The following is a 25,896-nucleotide window of genomic DNA, read 5'->3' as shown; positions in this document are numbered from 1 at the left end:
GGGGGGGGGGGGGGGGGGGGGGGGGGGGGGGGGGGGGGGGGGGGGGGGGGGGGGGGGGGGGGGGGGGGGGGGGGGGGGGGGGGGGGGGGGGGGGGGGGGGGGGGGGGGGGGAGGGGGGGGGGGGGGGGGGGGGGGGGGGGGGGGGGGGGGGGGGGGGGGGGGGGGGGGGGGGGGGGGGGGGGGGGGGGGGGGGGGGGGGGGGGGGGGGGGGGGGAGGGGGGGGGGGGGGGGGGGGGGGGGGGGGTGGGGGGGGGGGGGGGGGGGGGGGGGGGGGGAGGGGGGGGGGGGGGGGGGGGGGGGGGGGGGAGGGGGGGGGGGGGGGGGGGGGGGGGGGGGGAGGGGGGGGGGGGGGGGGGGGGGGGGGGGGGAGGGGGGGGGNCAGGAGACGCTGCTGTACCCACTATGATCAAGTTGCCCTCTACCAACAATTTGGCACCGGGGATAATATCGAACTGGGCACCCGCACCTATAGACAATGTACTGCCCGTTTGCACGGTAACATCGCCCTGTATCTGCTGTGCCCCTGCACCCAGGGTCAGGTCCTCGTGAATCGGACCGTTCAAGGCCCCACCGGTGTGTACCGGTGTTCCCCCCTCGCTGTCCAAATAGCCATTGTAATCGACCACTGGCGCTGAGTAGGAAGAGGATATGTCATGCCAATCATAGATGCTGCTGACAATTTCATTGCGATCTGTGGTACCCCACCAGTTTCCAGTTGCGTCTAAGCGAATTGTATTCGAATTGCCAGATCGATCTACGTAATAATTATATTGGCGGTTATCGTAGAGACTGCTGCCGTTAATCTGCGGCGTGCCGTTGTTATCAACATAAATACCGTACACATTATTGCGCAAGGCACTATTGGTTACCAAACCATCTCCGCCATTAAAATGGATACCCTTGTCGGCACAACGGATATCGGCATGTTCAATCGTAACCGTGGCACCGGCCGCGACTTCTATACCCACCCAGTCAAAGGCACTTCCAGTGGTATTCTGACATACCGATCCTGCGGAATGCAGGAGTACGGGAGACGCTGCTGTGCCCGCTATGATCAAGTTGCCCTCCACCAGCAACTTGGCACCGGGGATAATATCGAACTGGGCACCCGCACCTATAGACAATGTACTGCCCGTTTGCACGGTAACATCGCCCTGTATCTGGTACGCGCCGGCGCCCAGGGTCAGGTTCTCCTGAATCGGACCATTCAGGGCCCCACCGGTGTGTACNGCTGTCCAAATAGCCATTGTAATCGACCACTGGCAATAAGTAGGAATGGGATAATTCATGCCAATCGTAAATACTACTGGCAATTTCATTGCGATCTGTGGTTCCCCACCAGTTTCCGGTGGCGTTTAGGCGGATCGTGTTTGGATTAGTATTGTAATGTACGTGGTAATTGTATTGGCGGTTATCGTAGAGACTGCTGCCGTTAATCTGCGGCGTACCATTTCGACTAACATAAATACCATTCACATTATTGCGCAGAGTACTGTTGGTTACCAAACCATCTCCGCCATTGAAATGGATACCCTTGTCGGCACAACGAATATCAGCATGCTCAATCGTAACCGTGGCACCGGCTGCGACTTCTATGCCCACCCAGTCAAAGGCACTTCCAGTGGTATTCTGACATACCGATCCTGCGGAATGCAGGAGTACGGGAGACGCTGCTGTGCCCGCTATGATCAAGTTGCCCTCCACCAGCAACTTGGCACCGGGGATAATATCGAACTGGGCACCCGCACCTATAGACAATGTGCTGCCCGCTTGCACGGTAACATCGCCCTGTATCTGCTGTGCCCCTGCACCCAGGGTCAGGTCCTCGTGAATCGGGCCATTCAAGGCCCCACCGGTGTGTACCGGTGTTCCCCCCTCGCTGTCCAAATAGCCATTGTAATCGACCACTGGCAATAAGTAGGAATGGGATAATTCATGCCAATCGTAAATACTACTGGCAATTTCATTGCGATCTGTGGTTCCCCACCAGTTTCCGGTGGCGTTTAGGCGGATCGTGTTTGGATTAGTATTGTAATGTACGTGGTAATTGTATTGGCGGTTATCGTAGAGACTGCTGCCGTTAATCTGCGGCGTACCATTTCGACTAACATAAATACCATTCACATTATTGCGCAGAGTACTGTCGGTTACTGAGCCCTCTCCACCATTAAAATGGATACCCTTGTCGGCACAACGGATATCGGCATGCTCAATTGTAACCGTGGCACCGGCCGCGACTTCTATACCCATCCAGTCATAGGCACTTCCAGTGGTATTCTGGCAAACCGATCCTGCGGAATGCAGGAGTACGGGAGACGCTGCTGTACCCGCTATGATCAAGTTGCCCTCTACCAACAACTTGGCACCGGGGATAATATCGAACTGGGCCCCGGCGCTGATATGCAATGTGCTGCCCGCTTGTATCGTGACATCGCCCTGCATCTGGTACGGCCCTGCGCCCAGGGTCAAGTCCTCGTGTATCGGGCCGTTCAAGGCCCCATCCGTATGTACCGGTATTCCCCCCTCGCTGTCCAAATAGCCGTTATAATCGACCACTGGCGCTGAATAGGAAGAAGGTATGTCATTCCAATCGTAAATACTACTGGCAATTTCATTGCGATCTGAGGTCCCCCACCAGTTTCCGGTGGCGTTTAGGCGGACTGTATTTGGATTAGTATTGTAGTGTACATGGTAATTGTATTGGTTGTTGTCGTAGAGACTATTTCCTGTAACCAGCGGCGTGCTGTTCTGAGCGATATAAATACCATACCTATTTTCTGTGACTTTATTAACACCACTTATCAGCGGAGCACTATTGCCATATACATAGATCCCATTTTCACTACCACGAATTGTGTTTCCAAAAATTTGTGGCGCAATCGCCGGAGCTGTCGAACTTGCCTGCATAAAAATGCCGGTGTAGTTGTTGAGAAATTGAGAATTTTTGGCGGAGCCATTTCCACCATTAAAGTGAACGCCTTTGCTAGCGCAATGGATTCCAGCAAAATCAATAGCCACAGTGGCTCCCGCAATCACTTCAATACCCACCCAATCTGATCGCTTGGTATTGATGCCGTCACAGGCAGAGGTTAAGGGGCTGAAACCTACCGGGTCGGAAGCTACCCCAGCCACTTCCAAATGACCGGACACCGTTAGCTTGTAATTACCATCAGCAATAACTTCCACTCCAGGTTGAACCCAAAGCGTCGCACCGCTGGGAATTGTTAAATGGCCATTGAGGGTATAGGGCGTACCATCGCCCTTAGTCCATACAAGGGTGTCCGACATAGTGCCAGACCAGGTCCGCGCCAAGTTGTTGGTATAGCTGGTGGAAACGGTATTGGAAACCAAGCTTTGGCCAGCAGCTGTTTCGGACACCGCATAGATGGCGTTGTCGCCATCCTCCAGGGGAACCCAGGCGGAAAAGACACCACTGGCATCAATCGCGATACTTCGGGTTACTCTGCCGTTGATAAAAAAGCTGACGGTAGAGCCCGCTTCCGCTGTGCCAGTTACTGTTACAGGATTTGTGTTACTGGTGGCACTCAGCGAGTCCAGTACCGGAGCCGCTGTGGTCGTGCTCACCGGCAATTGCGTTTCTATCTGGCCCGTAGCGGGCGTTTCGATATGGCGTACTGTCTGTATATTTGAAGCTTCGACCAAGCCCAAACTCTGTGCCCGGATCTGGTTGTCACCCCGCGGCAAGGCAACCACTACCGCAAATTCGCCCGTCGCATTGCTTTGGGTCTGTACAATGGTCGAACCATTCAATTCGATATCTACCGTATCGTTGGGCTGGTCAGAGTGTCCCGCAATATACAAACTGGTTTCATACACCCGGTCCGCCAGCGGATACAGCAGGATCTCCCCCTTAGCAGCAACAGAAAATCCGGTCAGCGCCAGCCAGAGCAGAGAGAGTGCACAGAGGTTTGAAAGCCTGCCGATTCTTGCAGCCCCCCAGAATTTGGATAGAAGCCTGAGCGACTGAACATTTATTTTTCCACAATTCAGATTCATTCCTTTTGCCCTTATTCTATTATTCTGTGCACACTCGCCTTGGCCTGCCGGGAAATAATCGGCGCCGGCTATCGAACGAAAGTTTCCAAACAACCCAATATACTGCTCAGTTTATGCAGCGTGTATCAGCCTCTTAATGATTGCCCCCGAAGGATGGGGCCTGCCGGGGCACTGACGTTTGTATTCCCCTGGCGATGCTCCGCCTGATTCTGACCAGCCCGGCTATACTCAGAAGGCCGGACATCAACAACAGGAAACCGAACATAAGCGGAATCCGGGATTCGCTGCCAATGGACAGCGCGTGAATAAAGGAGAGTGGCAGTATAAGAATCCAGAGAAAGTGCCCAATACGCCACTTTCCTTTCCCCGATGCCAGCTTCCAGCCAGCAAAAACATTCAAACACAGCAGCACAAAGGCGATCAGCCCAAGGCTGACCTGCCGGTTGTAAAAACCCTGATCGAATCGGGGCAATAACAACCCCCAGGCCGGAGCCCCCGCACGCAAGGTGACGGCGGAAAAAAACAGGGAGACATGCAGCAAGATCAGTACAAAGATCAGGCCCCCGAGTAGTGGGTGGAACCATTTGCTCCACCTATTCCCCTCCCAAACCTGCGACCATCTGCTGGTGTAAAGGCGCTTGACCAATGCCATTAGGCACTGCAGCCCCAGCAAGCCGATTGCCAGCAAGCCCGCCAATTTGGAAAGGATGTAGAGGCTTTGTCCGGGAGGAAACTGGCCGCTCAGGTAATCCAGAGGATTGCCTACGGAAAGCCACCAGGTGACGATGGGTATGCCGACTGCGGCCAGTGCAATTGCCAGCAAGCTGTATTTTACTGTCCCTGCTTTCACCGGTTCCTACCCCTTCTGCGCCGGGCTCTGCGCTGGCGTATTCCAGACCGGGCAGCGGCCCAGTGAGACACATTGATTGAGCCTCTCTATGGCCTCTTCCCGCCCCAGGGCTCGGGAACCGACCGTTGGCAGCCCCTGGGTAACCCAACCCTTGATGCCATAGGGTTTGAGAATGACAGATTGCTCAACCCCGGCCAGCTTTAATGCCTTCGCCATTTCAAAGCCCCTAAAGTCCTTTACACAATAACTGACCACGTAATCCGCCTGTTTGAGCGCACTTATTGCCTCTTGATTCAGGTGGCGTAGCGGCAGGTTCAAAGCGTCCGGAATATGGGCCTCGGTAAACTCTTCCTCTTCCCTTACGTCCACAAAGGCTACGCGCTTGCCCTGCTTCATTGCCACAAGCAGATCTGCAATCGACAGCTCCTGAACGGCCGAACTAGCCGGGGCGGATGGCTCGTTGTCACAGTTCACCGCTAGACTTGCCGGTGTCAGAGGTGTCTGCGGATTAGGGCTTTGGGCCAACGCCGCATGCACTTGATCGAAAAATTTTAAATAACATTCACCGGCTACTGCATCGCGCCCATAGCGCTCCTGCAGTGATCGAAAAGCGGATTCAACGATTTGCGCCTCCGGCGTTCTATCCGCACCCCAGAAGTTGACTTCAATATCGCGAATAACCCCTACCAGATGCAGAACCCCGGGGTCTTCTATGGCATAGGTTGTCTGGGTCACTTCAAACGCTGTGCGGGCATCGATACGGCGTAGCTCAGCTTCGGGGGTATCGAAGGGAGTCCCAACGGGTAATGCCGCCCCCTGATCCACAACAACCAGGGCCGCTTTGGGGTTAACATGACGGGTCAACAGCCAGGCTGTGGCCCATTTATCCGGGCCCAGTCCGTACTCGGTTACAAACGCCTGCGGCGGGCCCAATTCAACTTTTGAACAGGCCGTAAAGCCAAGGAAAAGACAAGTTGCAATTAAAACGATGCGCATAAAACTACCCAAGCGCAAACTCCCTGTTATCTCTGGTTATTTATTTTGGTTCTCGCAAAAATGCTACAAGACGCACTAAGTAAATACTATACCCGCTATCCACGAATGTGATATTGGTCTTTACCGAACAATAAAAAGAATAAAAACACTTGACTAGGTTTTGTAATATATGATTGGCGCTATTTAATACATAAAGCCAATAGAAGGGCAATTTAATTGATACGTTGGTGCCATCAAACGGCACCTTGTCTGCGGTAGCGACAATACTCGCAAAAAAATTTTTATTGCACTGACAGATGTCACATTGTAGTAAAATAACGCTTGAACTTTTTATTTCTTATGGATAGCAAATGCAAATCAACTGCACGAAATGTGGCAGTAAAGCAATCATTACCAGCCGCAAGGAAATGGACCCCAAACTGGTACAACTCTACTGCGCGTGCAAGAACGTGGAGCACTGTGGCCACACCTTTGTGATGGATCTGGCTTTTCGCCATACCCTGTCCCCCTCGTCACAGGACCGTCACACTATCGTGCTGGACATGCTGCAGGCCATGCCAGCGGCGGACCGTCAGGCCCTGCTGCGCCAGGTCGAGGGTCAGGGTTAAGGCGGCTTGGCCCATAAGATCAAAGCAGCTAAAAGCTAATGGTTAATGGTTAATGAGGTGATATCCAGGTCCGGCTTTGACAAACAAATGCACATCCTCCAGGCGATAGCTGTCGCCATTGCCCCGCACACGGTAGGTGTCTGTGGTGTCGGCGATCGATACCGGGAATGGCAACAATTGCCGGGACGGATTCTGATTGAAATATCTGGAATCCTCACGGATGGCCGCATAGAGTTCGGTCGCCATGGTACGCCCCTTTCAATGCAGCGTCCACTGCAAGGGCTCGGCGATCTGGACCACATCTCTGGCAAAAGTAGCCAAACGAAAATCAATGAGTCTGCCGGCTCGCGTGGCCTTCTTTTCCTTATCTGCCACAGACTACCTTCGCCCTGCCACAAGCCCGCGCCACCCCGGCGCGCGCAGTTAGCCCCACGCCTCGCCTGCGGACTTAATGCGTTGATTTTGACTCACTGGCGAAAGTCAGCTAGGCCCAGATACGGCGGGGGCTGCAAGAGGGTTGGCAAAGGCTTGCGGGCGACGCAAAACGACGCAGGCTAGGGGTGCCCCAAGGGCACCCGCGGCGACTGGTGCGACCATCAATGGCAGAGCCTCCAATACGATTGTCATTCCGGGCAACATGGGGCGTCATATTCATGGCCCTGCAATCTTCCACAAACCCGGCGGTGTCATAGTTCTTGTCTGCACCAACCGTGCGCTTCTTCATGCCGGGAAGTTCCGCCAGCAAGCCCGCATGCTACTTCCCGCTCAGCTTTGCCAGTAGCGAGACTGGCCGCAGCCTTAACAATCAGACCGTTACGGTTTTCCATCACGGTATGACCCATGTACGACAGCTTGGCTTCTTTACCAGGGCCTTTCCTGGCCATCCGCGCATCACCGTCCGTCTTCGACTCGTGGGTAATGTTACTGCGCTTTTCACCGTGGAAATTCGCTTCGCGGTTGCGACCACCGCCCGCAGGAGGATCGTTATTGTCATCTTTACGGCGATAGCTCTTTTGCGAAGCCCAGGCTTGAATCAGGGTACCGTCTACGCTGAAGTGCTCGTCGGAAAGAAGCTTGCGTTTACGAGCCAGCTCAACCACCTCTTCGAACAGCTCCGTAATCACATCGTTTTCCAGCAGCCGATCCCGATTAATGCTGAATGTGGAGTGATTCCAGACGTTGTCATCAATCGTTAAGCCGACAAACCACCGATACAGGAGGTTGTAGTTGATCTGTTCAACCAGCTGCCGTTCACTGCGGATGCTGTAAAGCACCTGGAGCAACTGTGCCCTGATAAGGCGTTCTGGCGGAATGGACTCTCTGCCGGTTTCGCAATATATGCTGCTGAAGAGCCAGTTGAGATTCTTCATCGCCTCATCCAGGAGCGCTTTGATCGGCCTCAGTGGGTGATCTGCTGGAACAAACGATTCCAACTGCACTGTTGTGAAAAGAGACTCCTGAAAAACATCCATACCGCGCACTGAACCGAAATCCTCTGTGGGTTATAGTTTTCCGTATTGTATCTAACCCAATGTTCCCAGGCGACAAAATCAACAGCCTGCTAGGCTGGACCATGAAATATCCGGGCTAGATTATGATCGTAGCATTATCGAATCTATCGCCACCCCAAGTGACCCAAGGGTACTTTTGACCAACCTACTTCCAGATGCCTTTGGCTCAAAAACGGTGATGCAACCTTTACCAGGATCGAAAAGTTTCACTAAGGAGAAAGCAGTAAAAGGTAACCGAATATCTCAGGCAAATTTGTTTACGAGGATTCGGTTCCATTCTACTATTGTCAGTTTCATTGAGTTCGAAAAACTGAGTTCCAGTCTGCGCAGGCACTCCGAAAGAGCATTAAAATAAGGAAGAGCAGAATCGACTTGCTTTCTTTCCAGACTTTCAAAATCCAGGCTCTCGCTCTTTTCCCCCCTGTTTGACTGCTCCTTGACCGTGGTGTTGCAGACAAATTTTATAGGCGCCAATTCTTATGAATCCGTTTACCAACGACTATTGTAAGGCGATTCTATGCAAGCTTTTGGTTCCGGGTCGAAACCTGTTTAGACCAAAGAAAATATACTTGAATCTATATAGACAGGCCGTAAAAATCGCCGTGCATACCCACGGCAGAATTCAACCACTCTGCCTTGTCACAAATGCAGGACCACCTGTCGCACAGTATGCGAACAGCGGTGCTCCCAGAGATAAATGCCCTGCCAGCTGCCCAGCAACAAGCGCCCATTTTGGAATGGGATGGACAGACTGCTGGCGGTCAGGGCCGCTTTGATATGGGCGGGCATATCGTCCGCGCCCTCCAGGGTATGGGTATACAGGGGATCGTTCTCGGGCACCAGCCGGTTAAGCCATTGCTCCAGGTCGGCGCGCGCGGACGGATCGGCGTTCTCCTGAATCAACAGACTGGCCGAAGTGTGCTGGATAAACAGGCTGCAGAGCCCTTCCTGCACCCCCTGGGCAGCGACCCAGTTACCCACCTCGGCGGTAAACTCGTGCAGGCCCTGTCCCCGCACCGCGATTTCAATCCGTCCGACCGGCATTGCGCCCTCCATCACTTTTGCTTCGCCGCTGATAGCAGCGCCTTTGACTGCTATAATCCGCGCCTCTATCGACAATCCCATCACCTGACCAGAACCCAGCATGGCCCTGCACCGCTTAAATACCGACCACTATGCCTCACAACTGGAACAAAAGGCGGCGCGCCTGCGGGATGCCTACCGCCGGTTTACCAATCTGGCGCCGGAGATTCACCCCTCCCCTCCCATCCACTACCGGCTGCGGGCCGAATTCAAGATCTGGCACGAGAAACGCAAGGCACACTATGCCATGTATCGACCGGGAGAGTACAAGCAACCTTTCGTGATCGAGGAGTTTCAGGTGGGCTCACTTTTGATGAACCAGTTGATGCCACAGGTGATGGCGGCGGTCAACAACAGTGAAACCCTCCGACAGCGCCTTTTCTCGGCGGAGTTCCTCACCACCCTGAGCGGCGATGCACTGGTGACACTGATCTATCACAAAAAGCTCGACCAGTCCTGGGAGGCCGAGGCCAGAGCACTCCAAAACCAACTGGGATTTCCGGTTTTGGGACGTTCGCGCAAACAGAAACTGGTACTGGAAAGAGATTATGTCACCGAGAAACTGCAAATCGGCGACCGGAGCTATGAGTACAAACAGGTAGAGGGCAGTTTCACCCAGCCCAATGGCGCCGTCTGCCGCTCCATGATCGGTTGGACCAAGGACGTCTGTTCTGGCAGCGAGGGTGACCTGCTGGAACTCTACTGTGGCAACGGCAATTTCACGATTCCACTGTGCGAGCATTTTACCAGGGTGCTGGCGACGGAAATCTCAAAAGTCTCGGTTCTGGCGGCGCAGGAAAATATCCGCGCAAACGGTGTAACCAATCTGGCGGTAGCGCGGCTTTCCAGCGAGGAACTGACCCAGGCCATCGACAAGGTGCGCCCTTTTCGCCGCCTGCGGGATATCGACCTGGACAACTACGATTTTTCCACCGTATTGGTGGACCCGCCGCGAGCGGGCCTGGATCGGGATACCTGCGCCATGCTGGCGCGGTTCCCCAGGATTCTCTATATCTCCTGTAACCCCGAGACACAACTGGAAAACCTGGAGCGGCTCAGCGGAACCCATCGCATAGCGCGTTTCGCATTATTTGACCAGTTTCCCTATACGGATCACACAGAGACAGGTCTGCTACTGGTAAGAAAATAGAGTGGCGAAAAACACAGCGAGGATCGCTGGCAAAAGGCAGATCCCACTGCCAGGGCGCGCCGCAAATCTATCCGGTTTCGGGCCGGTCAAAATTCCGTGTGCTGAGCCTGCGCGCCGCATCCAGGGCAAAATCCCGATATTCGGCCTCCAGTGCGGCCATTTCCTGTTCATACTGGAATTGTTTTTTACGCGACAGTTTTTGCCATTCCTGCAAAATGGGAATATGGCCGGCCTTGTCCGCCACAGTAAAGAAAACGGCAAACTCGTCCCGCACTGATTGCTCCAGCTGCAACGCGTCCATTAACACACGGATGCGGATCGAGGCTTCGATCAGCCCTACACCATCGTTCAGCAGAGTGCGCGCCAGTATCTGGATACTTTCAATGAGATTTCTGCGCTGTGCGGCGACACCCTTCTCCAGGGCCTCCAGTTGCGCCGCCTGCCGGCGCTGTGCCAACTGCAGTTTGCGCCAGTAAAATCCGGCCACTACCGCCAGGCCGAATACAATCGCGGCGGCTACAATCAATACCCAGGCCGGGAAAATCGCCATTCATTACCTCCAGCCGTTTGTTAAAAAGGTGTTATTCACCCGACCGCTCAATAAGTTGCCTGGTTAGTGCGGCCAAGGGAGATGCCGCCGCCGGGCGGAGGCCGGCGCAGGCTCTTGAAAGACAAGGGGCCATACGGCGCGACTGCGCCTTGCTGGTGAACCCGACACAAAGCCTGGAGTTGCACAGAATCAATCAGGGGCCCCCTGGCAGATAGTTGAAAAAAGCTTCCTGCCAGTTTCAAAACACGAAAAGCGAAAAATATGATTTTCACTTTTCTCGCAAAATCAACGACTCAGGCGTCGCCGGTTTTGCCGGAACAGCCATATTCCGGTACCAGGCGTCGAAACTCCTCGAATTTCAAGCGCCCGCTAGAGCCAGGCTTGCAGCAATACCAGACCGGCACTGGCACTCACGATACAGCAGAGCGTACTCAGGGCGACAATATTCGCCGCCAGCTGACTGTTGCCACCCATGGCGCGCGCCATGATAAACGAAACCGTGGCCGCGGGCGTAGCCCCCATCAGGAACAGCACCCCCATGGCCTGGGGCGGCAGCTGCAGCAGCCAGCCACAGCCGAGTAAAACCGCTGGCACAGCGACCAGCTTGAAAACACAGGCACCGGCCGCGGCCAGGGTACTGCGGCGCAACAGGCTGAAATCGAGACTGGCGCCGATACACAGGAGGGCCAGTGGCAATGTCATAGAGGCCAGATAGTGTCCGGTCTGCAGCGCAATCTGCGGCAGTGGCAGCGCAAATTGTTTTGCCAGCAGCGCCAGCACAATGGCCAGAATCAGCGGATTGCGCAGTATATCAATGGTCAGGCTTTGCCAGCTCCAGGTATTCCCGCGCCGGTCGTACACCGCAAACAGGGTGACGGCGGCAAGGTTGTACAGAATGGTGACCACTGCCATCAGCAGGGCCGCCTGGGCCAGACCACTGGACCCATAGGCATTGAATGCCCAGGCTATGCCGACAATACCCAAGTTGCCACGAAAGCCCCCCTGGATAAACACACTGCGGTCACTCCGCGCTACCGGGCGCGCCGCCAGCCAAGCCAGGGGCAGTGTCAACAGGGTTCCCAGCAGGCCGGCGAGTAGCAGCGGTGTCTCCTCAGAGAGCTGGGCGTCGGCGGTAAAAATATTGACAAACAGGAGGACCGGCAGGGTAACCAGGAACACCAGTCGGGTGGCGCCGTCGACAAAGGCAGCGCTCAGCAGTTTCGCCCGCGCCAGGCCATAACCCACCAGCAGTGTGAGAAAAATAGGCCCGGTGACGGAAAATGCAAAGGCAAGGGTTTCCATTGGTAGTCAGGCTTACCCCCCGCAGCGCCGGCGGATTCGGGTCCGGCATTTGCGCAGGGGTGCGGCGAACCGGCCCTGAGTGTGCCGGCGCGAACAGCCGATCAGTGGCGGGAGGTGGACCACGGCAGTGGCAACAGCCGGCTCGGCACCGGTCTCAGGGGATAAAGAGAACATCTCTGGCACTGGAATTTGAGGTATCCTATGGAGGCTGGTTTCGCAGTTGGAAATCAGTCTGGACACCAGGGTCACCTATGGGTAGCGAAAGCATAGATTGTAACAACGGCAGCACAGTGCACCCAAGTGCGCTGATCTTCGACTCAGGAGTCGGCGCCATCAGCATCGCGCGGGAGCTCCGCCGGCTGCTGCCCGGATTGACCCTGCACTTCGGCATAGACAACGGTTTCTACCCCTATGGCGACAAGGGAGAGGCAGAACTTCGCCCCCGCATCGTGGACACCGCCTGCGCGATGATGACACACACCGGGGCCGATATTCTGGTTATCGGCTGCAATACTGCCAGTACCCTGGCCCTGCCGCCGCTGCGCGAGCGCCTTCCCCAGCCGGTGGTGGGAGTGGTGCCGGCGGTCAAGCCGGCGGCTTCCACCAGCCGCAGTGGCACCATCGCCCTGATCGCCACCGAGGGAACGGTAAATCGCAAATACACCCGGGAGTTGATACGGGAATTTGCCAACGGCTGCCAGGTGATCAATGTGCCGGCACCGGAACTGGTGCCCCTGGCGGAGGCCAAGCTGCGGGGGGAAACCCTGTCGGCCAGTGACCTTAGCCCGGTGATCAGCCGCATCTTCGACGCCCCGGGGGGCGATCACATCGACATAGCGGTGCTGGCCTGTACCCACTTTCCACTGTTGCGAACGGAACTGGAACGCTGGGCGCCGCGCCCTATCCAGTGGCTGGATTCAGGTGCGGCCATAGCTCGCCGGGTGGACTGGTGCCTGCAACAGCTGGGTGTGTCGGCCGGCGGGAAGGCGCAACCGGGGCTGCTGCTGACCAGTGCCGAAGATCCGGATGCGGTGGTCCGGGGCGCCTTCAATGAATTTGCGCTGAGGGCTGTCCAGGTTTCCGGTTGACAGCCGGCGCACAAAACACGACCGTAGCCCCTTCTTCTCCGCTTCTCTGCAGGCTGAACAAAGCGCATGCTCACAACAGCATTTCCGGTACTGGATATTCTGCGGCAGCTGCCTCCCGGGGGCCTGCTACTGACCCCGAACAACCGCCTCCGCAACCGCTGCCAGCAACTGTTCGCAAGCGCACAAAAGGCCGGCGCAAGCTGGTCCCCCCCACCGGTGGAATCCCTGCAGGGCTGGTTCGAAAAACTCTGGCTGACACTGCAGCAACAGGGCTGGGGCCCGGCGCTGCGGCAGGTGCTGAACCGGGAGCAGCGCGAACTGCTGTGGCGCCGCGCCCTGGATCAGGGCCTGACTCAGCAGCTGCTGAACAGCCAGCGGCTGTGCGGTTACGCGGATACTGCCCTGGCTCAGTTGATCCAGTGGCAACTGGTTGAAGACATCGAAAGGCCCGACCGGGATTTAGAGCCGCTGCTGGATCAGTTTGCGCTGTCCCTTAGCCGCCATGAATTGCCACTGCTGAAGCTGCTGGAATCCTTTGCACATCTGCTGCGCAGTGACAATGCGATCACCCCGGATCAGCGCGACCAGCTGCTGTTGCAGGCCATTCGCGAGGGAGAACTACCGCGCCTGCCGCGTATCGATACGGCGGGTTTCGCGCAGATTTCTCCGCTGGCGCAGCAGATACTAAATGCCGCAGCGGAACAGGTAGTGGCTCGGCCGCCCCAACCGCGCGCGGCCCCGTGCCATAGGGCCCCGTGCCGGGACCTGGAACAGGAACTGGAACAGGCCGCACGCTGGGTAGCGGTGAAACTGCGCCACAATCCCCGCGCCGGCATCGGCGTAGTGGTCAACAATCTGGGGCAGTGCCGCGCCGAGGTGGAAGCCATCTTCACCCGGGTACTGGAACCGCAGTTTTTCAACCCGGCACAGCCACGCTATACCCTGCCGTTTAATTTCTCCGCCGGCACGCCTCTGGCACAGACTCCGGTCGGCAGCGCCGCGTTACAACTGCTGGAGCAGCTTCAGGAGGAGTGGAGTTACTCGCAACTGCGCAACGTGTTGTTCTCGCCCTTTTGGGGGGATGACGGGGAGATGTGGTTGCGCGCCGCTCTGCTGCGGCGCCTGCAAAAGCTGGAACTGCGCCGGATCGATGGCGCCACCCTGCGCTACTGGGCCCAGCGCACGGCCGAGCAGCTGGGCGGGGAATCGCCGCAATTGCCCCGGCAGCTGGAACGCCTCGGCGAATGGCAGCGGCGCTGGCACCGGGCGCCGGCGGAGATCTGGGCCAGGCGTTTCAGCGATGTGCTGTCCCTGCTGCAATGGCCCGGCCCCCGCACGCCGGACAGCCAGGAGTATCAGCAGTTGCGACTCTGGGAAACCGCGCTGGAGGAGCTGGCTGCGCTGTCCGCCTTCGCCGGCCTGCTCTCCCTTAATCAGGCCCTGCAGCAGCTGCGCCAGATCGCCAAGCGCACGCCATTCCAGGCGGAGACCCGCGACGGACCGGTGCAGATCCTGGGGGTACTGGAAGCCGGTGGCCTGGCATTCGATCACCTGCGCCTGGTGGGTTTCGGGCAGTCGCAGTGGCCCCCTGCCCCAGCCCCCAACCCCCTGCTTCCGCTGCAGTGGCAAAAGCACTGGAAAATGCCCCGCGCCAGCGCCGAACGGGAACTGGAGCTGGCCCGTGAATTGAGCGAAGAACTGTTGCAGGCCAGCCCCGACGTAGTTATCAGTTATGTTTCCGAAAAGGACGGTGTGGCGCAGGGCCTCAGCAGCCTGTTCGGCACTCCGACGGTGGCCGAAGGGGTGGATACGGATGCCCTCAACTCACATTGCCGACAAATGGCCACCGGTGTGTCACTGCAGCGCGCAGAGGAGGTTTCGCTGCCGCCATTGACCCCAGAGGAGTGTGAAGCGGTGCGCGGCGGCGCTGGCGTATTGAAAGCCCAGGCCCTGTGCCCGCTCAACGCGCAATTGCGCTACCGCCTGGGCGCCATCGCCGCAGCCAGGCCGGGGATTGGCCTCAGCCCCGCGGCAAGGGGCAGTATCGTGCACCAGGCGCTAGCGGAGTTCTGGCAGGCATGCGGCGATTCCGCCCGGCTGTGCCAGCTGCAACCGCAGGCCCGGCAGACCCTGCTGGAAACAGCAATAGACAGCGCCTTGCGCGTGCCGGGCCGGCAGTACCGGCACCTGCCGGCCGGTTTCTGGATTACAGAAAAGGAGCGCCTATTGCGACTGATGGATCAATGGCTGGCGGTGGAAACGGCGCGCCCGGCTTTCTCGGTGACAGAAGTGGAGTGGGAACAGCAGGTGGAAATCGGTGGACTCCACTTTACGCTGCGGCTGGACCGTCTCGACCAGCTGGCCGGCGGCGAACAACTGGTGATCGATTACAAGACCGGCCTGCCCAGCCTCAGCGATTGGTTGCAGGAGCGGGTCCGCGACCCACAGCTGCCGCTGTACGCCCTCTGCCAGCCCGGGGCCCGGGCTTTGGCGTTTGGCCAGGTGCGCCAGGGCGGCTGCCGGTGGATAGGCTGCGGCGATCTGCGCCAGCCCATCGAGGGGATCAAATTCGTAGCTGAAGCGGGGGGGGAATTGCCTGCTGCCGATTGGGAAGCACTGACCGGGCACTGGCGGAGTGCACTTGAGACACTGGCGGACGAGTATCGGCGGGGTGTTGCCACCCTGGTGTTTGACCGGCCCCAGGACAACCTGCAACAGAGTGACCTCTGGCCCCTGAACCGATGGCCGGAACGGGCCCAGGCACCGACATGAACCGAGCCATCAACAAGCCGGTGCCACAGCCCGCCGATACCCAGGCGCGCCGCCGGGCACTGGATATCAGCGCCAGTTTCGCCGTGTCCGCACCCGCCGGCTCGGGTAAAACCGGTCTGCTCACCCAGCGGATGCTGAAACTGCTGGCGCACTGCCAGCAGCCGGAAGAGGTGCTGGCCATCACTTTCACCCGCAAAGCCGCGGGGGAAATGCGCGAGCGCGTGGTCGAGGCCCTCCGCCGGGCGCGGGATAACCCCCGCCCCCAAAGCCCGCACGAAGCCGTCACCTGGGAACTGGCGACGCAACTGCTGGCGCGGGACCAGCAGCAGGGCTGGCAGCTTCTGCAGATGCCACAACGCCTGCGGATACAAACCATCGACGGTCTCTGCCGCAGCCTCGCCGTACAATTGCCCATCGAGAGCGGCCTCGGCGCGCCGGGAGACCCACTGGAACAGACCGAGACCGCATTTGAGCTGGCAATAGTGAATCTGCTCGAGGTGCTCGACGAGGAGACCGAGGGTCCGTTGGCACAAGTGCTGTTGCATCTGGACAATGACCTGGGCCAGTTCCACAAGCTGTTGCAGATTCTGCTGGGCAATCGCGAACAATGGCTGCCCTCTCTCCTCAGCGTGGGCACAGAGGGTGCGCGGGATTATTTTCATTTCGTTATCGACGAACTGATCGTTGAAAACCTGCTGCAACTGAGCACACAGCTGTGCGGACTGGCGGGGGAGCTGCTGGAGCTGGCCGATTACGCCGGCACCAATCTGGCCCGGACACACCCGGAGCACCCGGTCGCCGGTTGTGCAGATATAACGGAATTGCCCGCCACAGAGGTGGAGGCTTTGAGTCTGTGGACGGCACTGACCGACCTGCTGGTGACCAGGGAGGGCAAATGGCGCAGCGCGGTGGACAAGCGCATCGGCTTCCCCCCGGGCGATCGGAAAGATCCGGCCACCGCAAACGCCAAGGAGTACAAGGCGCGGTTTAAAGCGCTGCTGGCGGAACTGGCGGACAGACCGGACCTGCTCGGCGCGATTATCGAAGTGCGCAAGCTGCCCGGCGGACTGGCACCGGGTCAGTGGCAGCTGCTGCAGGCCCTCGGCCAGGTATTGCCCAGGCTGGTGGCGGAATTGAAACTGGTATTCCAACAGCTGGGAGCCACCGACTATACCGAAGTGGCCCAGGCGGCCCTACTGGCCCTGGGCAGCAGTGACGCCCCCACTGACCTGGCCCTGAAGATGGATGTCCAAACCCGGCATATCCTCGTGGACGAATTTCAGGACACATCCCAGCTGCAACTGCAGCTGCTGGAAAAACTGACCGCCGGCTGGGAAGCGGGCGACGGACGTACCCTGTTTATCGTCGGCGACGGGATGCAGTCCTGCTATGGCTTCCGCAATGCCAATGTGGGGATTTTTCTCAACGCCCGCGCGGGGGGCATAGGTACCGTCGCCCTGCAGCCGCTGGACCTGGCGGTGAACTTCCGCTCCAATGCCGCAGTGGTCGACTGGGTCAACCGGATTTTCCAGCGGGCCTTTCCCGCGCGGGACAATATCAGCCGGGGCGCGGTCCGCTATTTACCTTCGCGCACACCGGAGGGCGGCGAAAGCCCCGGCCTGGAACCGGCGGTGCGTTTCCACGGCTGTATCAACGATGCCAACCGCGCTTGCGAAGCGCGGCAAGTGGTGGCACTGGTGCAGCGGCTGCGACAACAGGATCCCCAGGGGCGCATCGCCATACTGGTGCGCAAGAAGAAACATCTGCAGCGAATACTGCCGGCACTACACTCAGCCGGGATCGAGTTCCAGGCACCTGATCTGGCACCCCTGTCCAGCAAAATGACGGCTCTGGACCTGTTAAGCCTGACCCGCGCCCTGCTGGACCCCAGCGACAGAATCAGTTGGCTGTCGCTGCTGCGCGCCCCCTGGTGCGGCCTGCTGCTGCCGGACCTGCACGCAGTGGCAATGTGGCGCAACGAAGGCCTGCCCCCCACCGACCCGGCGGCCTGCCCCCTGCTGTTGGCGCTCCGCGAGGCGGAACAAATTCCCCTGCTCAGCGACGACGGCCGCGCACGCCTGAAGCATCTTGCGACACCCGTGTCCCAGGCCTGGCGGGAACGCGGACGAAAACCCCTGCGCAGCTGGATCGAGGGTTTGTGGCTGGCACTGGGCGGACCGGCCACCGTGGCCCACAAGGCCGACCTGGACAATGTGCAGGATTTCTTTCAGCTACTGCAGGAGTTCGATAGCGGCGGTGGTATTTCTGACTGGGAATCGTTTCAAATCGCCCTGGAAAAGCGCTTCGCCCGCCCCGGTGATAGTGCGGGCGTCCAGGTCATGACGATCCACAAGTCAAAAGGCCTGGAGTTCGAGCATGTGCTGATTCCCGGGCTGGACCAGGGTGGCAAGCCCTCCGGAGATCAGTTGCTGCGCTGGACGGAATGGCTCAACACTGAGGGAGAGAGCCGCTTTTTGCTGGCACCCAAAAATGCGCGCGGCGACGCGGATCCACTGTTCGATTTCCTCAAATACGACAACGACGAACGGGAGCGCCTGGAAGGCACCCGTCTGCTCTATGTTGGCTGCACCCGCGCCATCCACTCCCTGCACCTGCTCGCCTGCGCAAAACGAAACGAGAAACAAATACAGCCGCAGGCTCCCCCAAGGGCTTCCCTGCTGGCCGCCATCTGGCCATCGGTTGTCACGGGTGAAGGGGCCGGCTGGTGTCACTGGCTGGAAGCGGAGAATGGCGACGATGACACCGATGCCTCAGCCCCAAACCACAACTATTTGCTGCGGCTGCCCTCACAATGGCAGGTTCCTGCCCTCCCCCGCGGTGAGCTGTTGGCCGCTTTCCGCACCGAGGATTACCAACCCAGGCAAAGTGACGAGGACAACCTTCCGGAATTGGGGCAAGTGGCCCAGCGCTGGCTGCGCCATACCGGCACCGTCGCTCACGAGACCCTGGCCACCATCGCCACCTCGGAGCTGTGCCAGTGGGACCAGCAGCGGCTCCAGGCACAGAAGCCGCTGTGGCAGTTGCGGCTGAAGCAACTGGGACTCAGCGGAGACGACCTGCAAAACGCGCTGGCCAAAGTGGAGCTGGCGGTGCGCAATACGCTCCGATGCGAAACCGGGCGCTGGCTGCTGGATCGGAATCACGGCGAGTCCGCCTGTGAACTGGAACTGCACAGCGGCGGCCAACAACTCCGCCGATCGATTATTGATCGTACCTTTATCGATGATGGAATACGCTGGATTGTGGACTACAAGACCGCCGAACCACCGGCGGGCGAGTCCGAGGAGCAGTTCCTGGCTGCACAGCTGGAAAAGTACCGGACGCAGCTGGAGGGATACCGGCGGCTGATGATTGCGCGGGGCGAGCGCAATATCCGCTGCGCCCTGTATTTCCCACTGCTAAAACAACTGGTGAGACTCCGGGGCCAAGGAACCTTTGATTAATTCAGTTAGGAGTCAGCCCCGACCAGGGTTATTTGGTTGCAAATGAAACACTCGCCCAGTGTCCCGCCGGTGGTTAGGATAGCACTCCCTATATCGCGCTCCTCTGTCCCTGCGGTCGACATCCCCCGGGCAAGGTGCCGGATACCCCCAGAAATCCACTAAATACCGACAGCCATGGCCACACAGCAGTTTGACGATTTAAATGTACTCTCCCAGGAGATCCTGATCAGCCCCGAGCAGCTCAAAAATGAACTGCCGGTAAGCGCGGCAGCGGAAGCCAGTGTGGCCCGCGGGCGCACTGCCGTGCGCAATATTCTCGACCGCAGGGACCACCGCCTGATGGTGGTGATCGGACCCTGTTCGGTACACGATGTCGGGGCCGCGATGGACTATGCCCACCGCCTGAAACAGGTGGCGGATAAGGTCGACGACACACTGCTGATTGTCATGCGGGTCTATTTTGAAAAACCGCGCACTACGGTGGGCTGGAAGGGGCTGATCAACGACCCCTTTCTAAACGACTCCTTCAAGATCCAGGAGGGGCTGCATATCGGCCGCAAGCTGTTGCAGGATATCGCCGAGTTGGGGCTGCCCACCGCCACCGAGGCACTGGATCCCATATCGCCCCAGTATCTGCAGGATTTGATTTCCTGGTCCGCCATCGGCGCACGCACCACCGAATCCCAGACTCATCGCGAGATGGCCAGTGGTCTCTCCTCTTCGGTCGGCTTCAAAAACGGCACCGACGGCGGCCTGGAGGTGGCCATCAATGCGTTGCAGTCCACCGCCAATCCCCACCGCTTCCTCGGGATCAACAAGCAGGGCCAGGTGGCGGTGATCCACACCGCCGGCAACCGCTATGGCCACATAGTCTTGCGGGGCGGCAACAACAAACCAAATTACGATTCCGTCAGCGTTGCCATGTGCGAGCAGGAACTGCGCAAGGCCGGACTGGCACCCAACGTCATGGTCGATTGCAGCCACGCCAACTCCAATAAAAACCACGAACTGCAGCCACTGGTGGTGGATAACGTCACACACCAGATACTGGATGGAAATCAATCCATTATCGGCATTATGGTGGAGAGCAATCTGAAGGCCGGCAACCAGAAGATTCTCGATGACCACAGCCAGATGGAGTACGGCGTATCTGTCACAGACAAGTGTATCGACTGGGAAACCACCGAAACACTGCTACTGGGGATGGCCGAGTCCCTGCGCGAACCGCTGAGGGCGAGAAAACCCTGATCCGGCGAAAAGCCGCGGCCACCCGGGCCGCAGAAATGCGGCCCGGGTTAAATGGTCTAAAAACGATGGGTCAAGGACAGGTCTGCGTACCTGGGTAGCTCCGGAAACACCAGTGTAGAACCAAAATAACCACCTTCGAAGACCGGCGCCCAGTTCTCTTCATCAGTCAGGTTGAAGATATCCAGTCGCAATGCAGTCTGCTGTTGGTTAAACCGATACTCCACATTGGCGTTGAGGGTAAACTGCACCGGTATTTCCACGGTTTGCAAATAATCCAGCGGATATTCGCCGGTAACCACTGCGGAACCGCCGACAGACCAGGCGGCGTTTAGGCGATAGCCGGTGGCTGCCGAGGCACTCCACTCGGGGATGCCCGGGACACGCGCATCACTCGCCGGAAAGGCGGTAAAGTTCGGTGCCCCAGCGCCTGTGCCCTCAATAATATCGGGGCGGGAATTGTCAAAGGCGTCCGCCACCTGACTGGCGTCCTGAAAAGCCGCCGAGTCATCGAAATGGGCATCCAGATAGCTGGCGCCCATATTGGCCCACAGGCGTTCGCCCTGGTAGGCCAGCTGCAACTCCGCACCTTGGGTGCGAATACCGGAATTACTGCCGTCGCGGTTGCGGAGGCTGCGAGTCTGATCAAACAGTGTGCCTTCCGCGTACCAGTTACCGCCCTCCGGCTGGTATTTGACACCCAGCTCATACAGCTCGTTTTCGGTGGCGAAATTCAGCGGATTGATTCTGTTGTCGCCACCCAGGACGTTACCACCACCCAGGCTGTTGGAGGTGGACTCCTGGTAGGCTGCAGTGGCGTAGAAGGTCAGAGTGTCCTGCGGGCGATAGTGCAGGCTGGCACTGCCGGATTTGAGAAAATCACTGTGGCTGTCCTCCGCGGCCCGCACGCCCTCGGGCGCCAGGGGATCGCGCGCCTCCACATCGTACCAGTCGCCGCGCACCCCGGCGGTAATCCACACCTCGTCGGTAAGGTCCTGCCGGTGCTGCAAAAACAGGCCGGATTGCAGGCTGGTGGAATCGGTGGTGTCCGACAGGTTGAAATCACCCGCACCGTCACCGTCCAGGTCATACTGTCCTCCGGGAGAGACAAAAACGCCGGGACGCAGTTCTACCAAGCGGCCCTTTTGCGCGTCGGTCAATGGAATCCGGCGATTGCTCAGCGGGCCGGTCAGGTCCACCGGCAAATCCGCCTCGGTGGTGAACTGGCTGTAGCCCAGCACATCGTTATAGCGCAGGCTTACACCGGCGACCGTATTACCAAAATACCATTCACTGCGGTTTTCGAAGGTATCCGCGCCATCTATGATCTCCACGAAGCTGTTCTGGGCGATTTCCTCGCGCTCCAGATGCTCGTAGTAAGTCCGGTTAATAAACTCCACTTCGTCGGTCAACTGCACCCGGTACAGCGAGTGCAGCAACAGTGTCTCAGCGCCGTTTATATCCAGTGGATCAGTGTAAACATTGCTGCGGTCGATTCTCACCAGTCCGGTGGGGCTGACCACAGAGCCAGCGCCGGGAACCCGGGAACCATTGGGCTGTACACCTTGCCCCTGGATGTAGAGTCCGTCGTCAATCAACTGCTGTGTGGGCCTGTTGATACCGGCGTTGTCGGTCCATTCAACGTCATAATACTCCAGGGACAACAGCCACTCGGAGTCGTCATCGGGACGCAATAAATGGGAGACAAACAGGTTGTCACTGTCGAATCCACTGTAGTCGTAGAAGCTGCCCTCATCCCGGTGCTCGTAGCTGACACGTAACCCACTGCGGCCCTCTATCAGCGGGGTCGAATAATCCGCCTGGGTGCGATACCTCTGCCACTCTCCGGCCCGCACTGTCACTTCTCCGGCGGAGTCGGTCAGACTGGGTCTCTTGGGCTGCAAATTGATAAAACCGCCGGTACGCTGTGTGGCGCCCAATAAAACTGGGGGCATACCGCGCACCACATCCACCTGCTCCACACTGTTGAAAGAAAGTGGAATACCGAGTCCGTTGTTGCCGGCCTGGCGGCGCAATCCCAACTCAAACAACTCGCCGAGCTGGCCCCGCAAGGTGGGTAGACTGGGGGCGCCAAAGCCGGTGGCGGAATAGGTATTTGGAGCGACGCGCTGCAGATCGCGGATGTCTTCCACCGCCGCCGCTTCCAGCAGCCAGCTTGCCACAGGCGTCACTGAGCGGCCTATATCCGCGCTACTCAGCCCCACACCAAAGCTGTCATTGATCTCATCTGCACCCGGCGCCGACCTGGTGGACGCTTCTCGTTCACCAACCACTTCGACCAGCTCCGGCGCCTCCCCGTCCTGGCTCTCAACACCCTGAGCCAGCACTGGCAGTGCTAAAGACGCAGTCATAGCCGCCATCAAAGATGGCGAGACATAGCGGTATTTCGTTCCCATTTCTGTCCCCAGTAAATTAACGATCAAACTTGGAATTCCAATGCCGGGCCCACTATCGCCACCCATCGGTGCCGCAAAGGCGGGCTGGACCCGGCTGCCAATAAAAGATTCCCGGTAACCTGCCTGACCCTTCGGCCACAATATCCCGGGCCGCGGGCAGTCAAAGTCGTTCAGCCGGCTGACCGCCGCTGAATCCCTCCCTCTGTCGCCGGGAATCCGTTTTTATTACAGTTTCCATCTGCCGGTTTCTACAGGCGCCGCCGATGGTATAGTGACCGAGACTTACCGCCAAGTCCCGTCTGTCATTCCCCGCTAGGGAACTGCCCCTGACAGCTGTGCCTAGGGCAGTTCCCGGGAATGAAATTGACCGGCCGCAGATGTGCAGTCCCGCCTTCATGGACACCAGCAGGCCCCCGGCTCCACTGCGGCCAGGGTGCACGACAATGGTCAGCCACTGACAGTCCAAGCCCAACATTTGAGCACAAAAGCGCCGAAATTCACCACTGGCGGAAATTTCATCTCGTTTTGTGTGGCCTTGTGAAAAACCAACCACCGCGTATTGAAGGCATTTCATGCCTTTTGGAGCTTTATGCCTTTATACTTGTCGTAAGCTACAAGTCGCCACGGCCGGGGATCTGATTTCGCGGCAGTGGGGCGCCTTCTGAAGTAGGACGTTTAAAGAGAGTATTTATGCTGACCAATCGGTTCACCGCACTGTTCTCAGGCTTGCTGTATCTCACAATTCTCACCCTTCCCTCCATCTCTTCAGCGGACGTTGAGAGGCTACAGCCAGAACCTGACCAGGGCAGCACAGCCCGGGAGATAGTCGGCAAACTGGAAATGTTGCACTACAACAAGCTCAAGCTTGGCAACGACATGTCCGGCCAGCTCTGGGACAAGTACATCGACGCACTGGACCCCACCAAGAGCTACTTTCTCGCATCCGACATCAGTGAGTTCCGCGATCATCGCACCCTTCTCGACGACGAATTGCGCAAAGGCGAGATCAAAACCGGGTTTGCAATTTACAATCGTTACCGGCTGCGGGTGACCGACCGACTCACCAATATAGTTTCACAACTGGAACAGGGGCTTCCGACTTTTGACTTTACCCGCAACGAAAGCCTGTTGCTGGACCGGGAGGAAAGCCAGTGGCCCACCTCCATCAGTGAAGCCGACGAGCTGTGGAGGAAACGCCTCAAATCCAGTGTGCTGAACCTGCGTCTTACCGGCAAAACCGACGACGAGATCCGCGATCTGCTCACTCGGCGCTACCACGGTCAGCTGAAGCGTGTCGAACAGCAGAACAGCGACGACGTATTCGAACTCTATATGAATTCGCTTACACAGCTTTACGATCCGCACAGCAACTATCTCTCCCCTCGCTCTCTGGAGAATTTCAACATGAGCATGTCCCTGTCCCTGGAAGGGATAGGCGCTGTCCTGCAACTGGAGGACGAGTACACCAAGGTAGCGCGTCTGGTAGCGGGTGGCCCCGCGGACCGCAGCGGTAAGATCAAGCCCAACGACAAGATCGTCGCCGTGGGTCAGGACAAGGAAGGTGAAATGGTCGATGTGATCGGCTGGCGCCTGGATGATGTGGTGGATCTGATCCGGGGCTCCGCCGGCACCTATGTGCGCCTGGAGACTGTACCGGCTGGAGGCGACGGTTCCCACCGCACTGTGTTGATCAAGCGCAGCAAGGTAAAACTGGAAGACCAGGCCGCCAAGAAAGCCACTTTTGAGTTTTCCAACGGCGACAAAATCTACAAAGTCGGGGTAATCAACCTGCCGACTTTCTATATAGACTTTGAAGCCTATCGCCGGCGCGACCCCAACTACAAGAGCACCACCCGCGACGTCGCGCGACTCCTGAATGAACTACAGGAGGAAGGCGTGGACGGCGTAGTTCTGGACCTGCGCAACAATGGCGGTGGCTCGCTGCAGGAAGCCACCATGCTCACCGATCTGTTTATCGATCAGGGACCGGTAGTGCAGATCCGCCATGCCAATGAGCAGATATCGCGGCACAACCGCTCCCGCTCCAGGGCCATGTACCGGGGCCCACTGATAGTGCTCATCAACCGCCTGTCTGCGTCGGCCTCAGAAATTTTTGCCGGCGCTATCCAGGACTACAACCGCGGCCTGGTGGTGGGCAGCAAATCCTTCGGCAAGGGCACTGTGCAGACTATGGCGCCGCTTAAAGACGGACAGCTGAAAATCACTCAGTCCAAGTTCTATCGCGTATCCGGCGACAGCACCCAGCACGCCGGTATAACACCCGACATCCTAATGCCGCAACTCATTGATGCGGACAGTGTAGGGGAAAGTGCTTACGATACAGCCCTGCCCTGGGACCGTATCCATTCAGTGCCCCACGCCAAGTATTTCAATCTGAAAACCCTGATTCCAAATCTGATCAGCAAACACAACCAGCGCACTACCACCAATCCGGACTTCGTCTATCTGCGCGACCACTTTCGTTTTGAGGAGGACCGTGCAGACCGCAAGCTGATATCGCTCAACGAGACCACCCGGGAAACGGAGAGGCAAAACGTAAACCATGAACTGCTGGCAATGGAAAACCGCCGTCGCAGCGCCAAAGGGCTAGAACCCTACGTGGACTTTGAAGCCTTCGAAAAGAGCGAATCAGAAGATGTTGCCACTGTGGGGGGACCGGTGGAGATAACGCTGGAGGACGACCCTATCCTGAGTGAAACCGGGTATATAATGGCGGACTTCATCGGCCTCTATAACAAAATGAGTAAAACTCCGCCCCAGGTTGCCAACTTCTGAGGAAATGCAGTTGGCCTGCTGATTGAGGGTAGCAACTGGCTTCAACG

At 58.1% G+C, this 25,896-nt stretch carries 15 protein-coding genes and 1 pseudogene; 7 read left to right on the top strand and 9 right to left on the bottom strand.

What is annotated here, in order from left to right; genetic code table 11:
* Positions 1-972: 972 nt before the first annotated feature.
* The 3 genes from ABVT36_RS05880 to ABVT36_RS05870 all read right to left on the bottom strand — a co-directional run bounded on the left by ABVT36_RS05880 (position 973) and on the right by ABVT36_RS05870 (position 5,863).
* Positions 973-4,017, bottom strand: a complete 3,045-nt coding sequence (locus tag ABVT36_RS05880; protein WP_368455711.1) for a right-handed parallel beta-helix repeat-containing protein — start codon at positions 4,015-4,017, stop codon at positions 973-975.
* Positions 4,018-4,150: 133 nt separating this feature from the next.
* On the bottom strand, positions 4,151-4,867 hold the full coding sequence (locus tag ABVT36_RS05875; protein ID WP_368455710.1) for a hypothetical protein: 717 nt from the start codon (positions 4,865-4,867) through the stop codon (positions 4,151-4,153).
* A gap of 6 nt (positions 4,868-4,873) precedes the next feature.
* Positions 4,874-5,863, bottom strand: coding sequence for a chromate resistance protein ChrB domain-containing protein (locus ABVT36_RS05870; protein WP_368455709.1), 990 nt, complete (start codon positions 5,861-5,863; stop codon positions 4,874-4,876).
* Between the two features lie 350 nt (positions 5,864-6,213).
* Here ABVT36_RS05870 and ABVT36_RS05865 point away from each other — a divergent pair, with 350 nt between their 5' ends.
* The gene (locus ABVT36_RS05865; protein WP_368455708.1) at positions 6,214-6,471 is read left to right on the top strand and encodes an ogr/Delta-like zinc finger family protein; all 258 of its coding nucleotides are present in this window, start codon (positions 6,214-6,216) and stop codon (positions 6,469-6,471) included.
* Between the two features lie 42 nt (positions 6,472-6,513).
* On the opposite strand, the gene ABVT36_RS05860 is transcribed toward ABVT36_RS05865, so the two are convergent.
* The 3 genes and pseudogenes from ABVT36_RS05860 to ABVT36_RS05850 all read right to left on the bottom strand — a co-directional run bounded on the left by ABVT36_RS05860 (position 6,514) and on the right by ABVT36_RS05850 (position 9,026).
* Positions 6,514-6,717 carry a hypothetical protein gene (locus ABVT36_RS05860; RefSeq protein ID WP_368455707.1) on the bottom strand — a complete coding sequence of 68 codons (204 nt, stop codon included), beginning with the start codon at positions 6,715-6,717 and terminating at the stop codon, positions 6,514-6,516.
* A 334-nt stretch (positions 6,718-7,051) separates the two neighbouring features.
* Positions 7,052-7,943 (bottom strand): annotated as a pseudogene (locus ABVT36_RS05855) (IS5 family transposase); the annotation flags it as partial.
* A 678-nt stretch (positions 7,944-8,621) separates the two neighbouring features.
* Positions 8,622-9,026, bottom strand: a complete 405-nt coding sequence (locus tag ABVT36_RS05850; RefSeq protein WP_368455718.1) for a secondary thiamine-phosphate synthase enzyme YjbQ — start codon at positions 9,024-9,026, stop codon at positions 8,622-8,624.
* Between the two features lie 100 nt (positions 9,027-9,126).
* Here ABVT36_RS05850 and trmA point away from each other — a divergent pair, with 100 nt between their 5' ends.
* Positions 9,127-10,215: a tRNA (uridine(54)-C5)-methyltransferase TrmA gene (gene trmA, locus ABVT36_RS05845; protein ID WP_368455706.1), complete on the top strand. Its 1,089-nt coding sequence runs from the start codon at positions 9,127-9,129 to the stop codon at positions 10,213-10,215.
* Positions 10,216-10,282: 67 nt separating this feature from the next.
* Here trmA and ABVT36_RS05840 read toward each other — a convergent pair whose 3' ends face one another.
* On the bottom strand, positions 10,283-10,765 hold the full coding sequence (locus ABVT36_RS05840; protein ID WP_367151545.1) for a DUF2489 domain-containing protein: 483 nt from the start codon (positions 10,763-10,765) through the stop codon (positions 10,283-10,285).
* 369 nt (positions 10,766-11,134) lie between these two features.
* Positions 11,135-12,067 (bottom strand): AEC family transporter, encoded by a 933-nt coding sequence (locus ABVT36_RS05835; RefSeq protein WP_368455705.1) that lies wholly within the window; start codon positions 12,065-12,067, stop codon positions 11,135-11,137.
* 251 nt (positions 12,068-12,318) lie between these two features.
* Here ABVT36_RS05835 and murI point away from each other — a divergent pair, with 251 nt between their 5' ends.
* The 4 genes from murI (at position 12,319) to ABVT36_RS05815 (ending at position 20,639) form a co-directional block, all read left to right on the top strand.
* Positions 12,319-13,155, top strand: coding sequence for a glutamate racemase (gene murI, locus ABVT36_RS05830; RefSeq protein ID WP_368455704.1), 837 nt, complete (start codon positions 12,319-12,321; stop codon positions 13,153-13,155).
* A gap of 66 nt (positions 13,156-13,221) precedes the next feature.
* On the top strand, positions 13,222-15,927 hold the full coding sequence (locus tag ABVT36_RS05825; protein WP_368455703.1) for a PD-(D/E)XK nuclease family protein: 2,706 nt from the start codon (positions 13,222-13,224) through the stop codon (positions 15,925-15,927).
* Positions 15,924-19,391, top strand: coding sequence for a UvrD-helicase domain-containing protein (locus tag ABVT36_RS05820; protein ID WP_368455702.1), 3,468 nt, complete (start codon positions 15,924-15,926; stop codon positions 19,389-19,391). The genes ABVT36_RS05825 and ABVT36_RS05820 overlap by 4 nt, the downstream gene beginning before the upstream one ends.
* A 174-nt stretch (positions 19,392-19,565) precedes the next feature.
* The gene (locus ABVT36_RS05815; RefSeq protein WP_368455701.1) at positions 19,566-20,639 is read left to right on the top strand and encodes a 3-deoxy-7-phosphoheptulonate synthase; all 1,074 of its coding nucleotides are present in this window, start codon (positions 19,566-19,568) and stop codon (positions 20,637-20,639) included.
* Between the two features lie 56 nt (positions 20,640-20,695).
* On the opposite strand, the gene ABVT36_RS05810 is transcribed toward ABVT36_RS05815, so the two are convergent.
* On the bottom strand, positions 20,696-23,053 hold the full coding sequence (locus ABVT36_RS05810; RefSeq protein ID WP_368455700.1) for a TonB-dependent receptor: 2,358 nt from the start codon (positions 23,051-23,053) through the stop codon (positions 20,696-20,698).
* 690 nt (positions 23,054-23,743) lie between these two features.
* On the opposite strand from ABVT36_RS05810, the gene ABVT36_RS05805 reads away from it, so the two are divergent.
* Positions 23,744-25,849 carry a carboxy terminal-processing peptidase gene (locus ABVT36_RS05805; RefSeq protein WP_368455699.1) on the top strand — a complete coding sequence of 702 codons (2,106 nt, stop codon included), beginning with the start codon at positions 23,744-23,746 and terminating at the stop codon, positions 25,847-25,849.
* Positions 25,850-25,896 lie beyond the last annotated feature (47 nt).

The sequence above is a fragment of the Microbulbifer sp. TYP-18 genome (assembly GCF_040932045.1).
Lineage (GTDB): Bacteria > Pseudomonadota > Gammaproteobacteria > Pseudomonadales > Cellvibrionaceae > Microbulbifer.
This window is presented reverse-complemented; position numbering and strand designations above follow the sequence as displayed.

Coding starts and splice junctions, on each gene's coding strand:
- ABVT36_RS05870 (WP_368455709.1), bottom strand. CDS start 5,863: ATGCGCATCGTTTTAATTGCAACTTGTCTTTTCCTTGGCTTTACGGCC.
- ABVT36_RS05865 (WP_368455708.1), top strand. CDS start 6,214: ATGCAAATCAACTGCACGAAATGTGGCAGTAAAGCAATCATTACCAGC.
- ABVT36_RS05860 (WP_368455707.1), bottom strand. CDS start 6,717: ATGGCGACCGAACTCTATGCGGCCATCCGTGAGGATTCCAGATATTTC.
- ABVT36_RS05850 (WP_368455718.1), bottom strand. CDS start 9,026: ATGCCGGTCGGACGGATTGAAATCGCGGTGCGGGGACAGGGCCTGCAC.
- trmA (WP_368455706.1), top strand. CDS start 9,127: ATGGCCCTGCACCGCTTAAATACCGACCACTATGCCTCACAACTGGAA.
- ABVT36_RS05840 (WP_367151545.1), bottom strand. CDS start 10,765: ATGGCGATTTTCCCGGCCTGGGTATTGATTGTAGCCGCCGCGATTGTA.
- ABVT36_RS05835 (WP_368455705.1), bottom strand. CDS start 12,067: ATGGAAACCCTTGCCTTTGCATTTTCCGTCACCGGGCCTATTTTTCTC.
- murI (WP_368455704.1), top strand. CDS start 12,319: ATGGGTAGCGAAAGCATAGATTGTAACAACGGCAGCACAGTGCACCCA.
- ABVT36_RS05825 (WP_368455703.1), top strand. CDS start 13,222: ATGCTCACAACAGCATTTCCGGTACTGGATATTCTGCGGCAGCTGCCT.
- ABVT36_RS05820 (WP_368455702.1), top strand. CDS start 15,924: ATGAACCGAGCCATCAACAAGCCGGTGCCACAGCCCGCCGATACCCAG.
- ABVT36_RS05815 (WP_368455701.1), top strand. CDS start 19,566: ATGGCCACACAGCAGTTTGACGATTTAAATGTACTCTCCCAGGAGATC.
- ABVT36_RS05810 (WP_368455700.1), bottom strand. CDS start 23,053: ATGGGAACGAAATACCGCTATGTCTCGCCATCTTTGATGGCGGCTATG.
- ABVT36_RS05805 (WP_368455699.1), top strand. CDS start 23,744: ATGCTGACCAATCGGTTCACCGCACTGTTCTCAGGCTTGCTGTATCTC.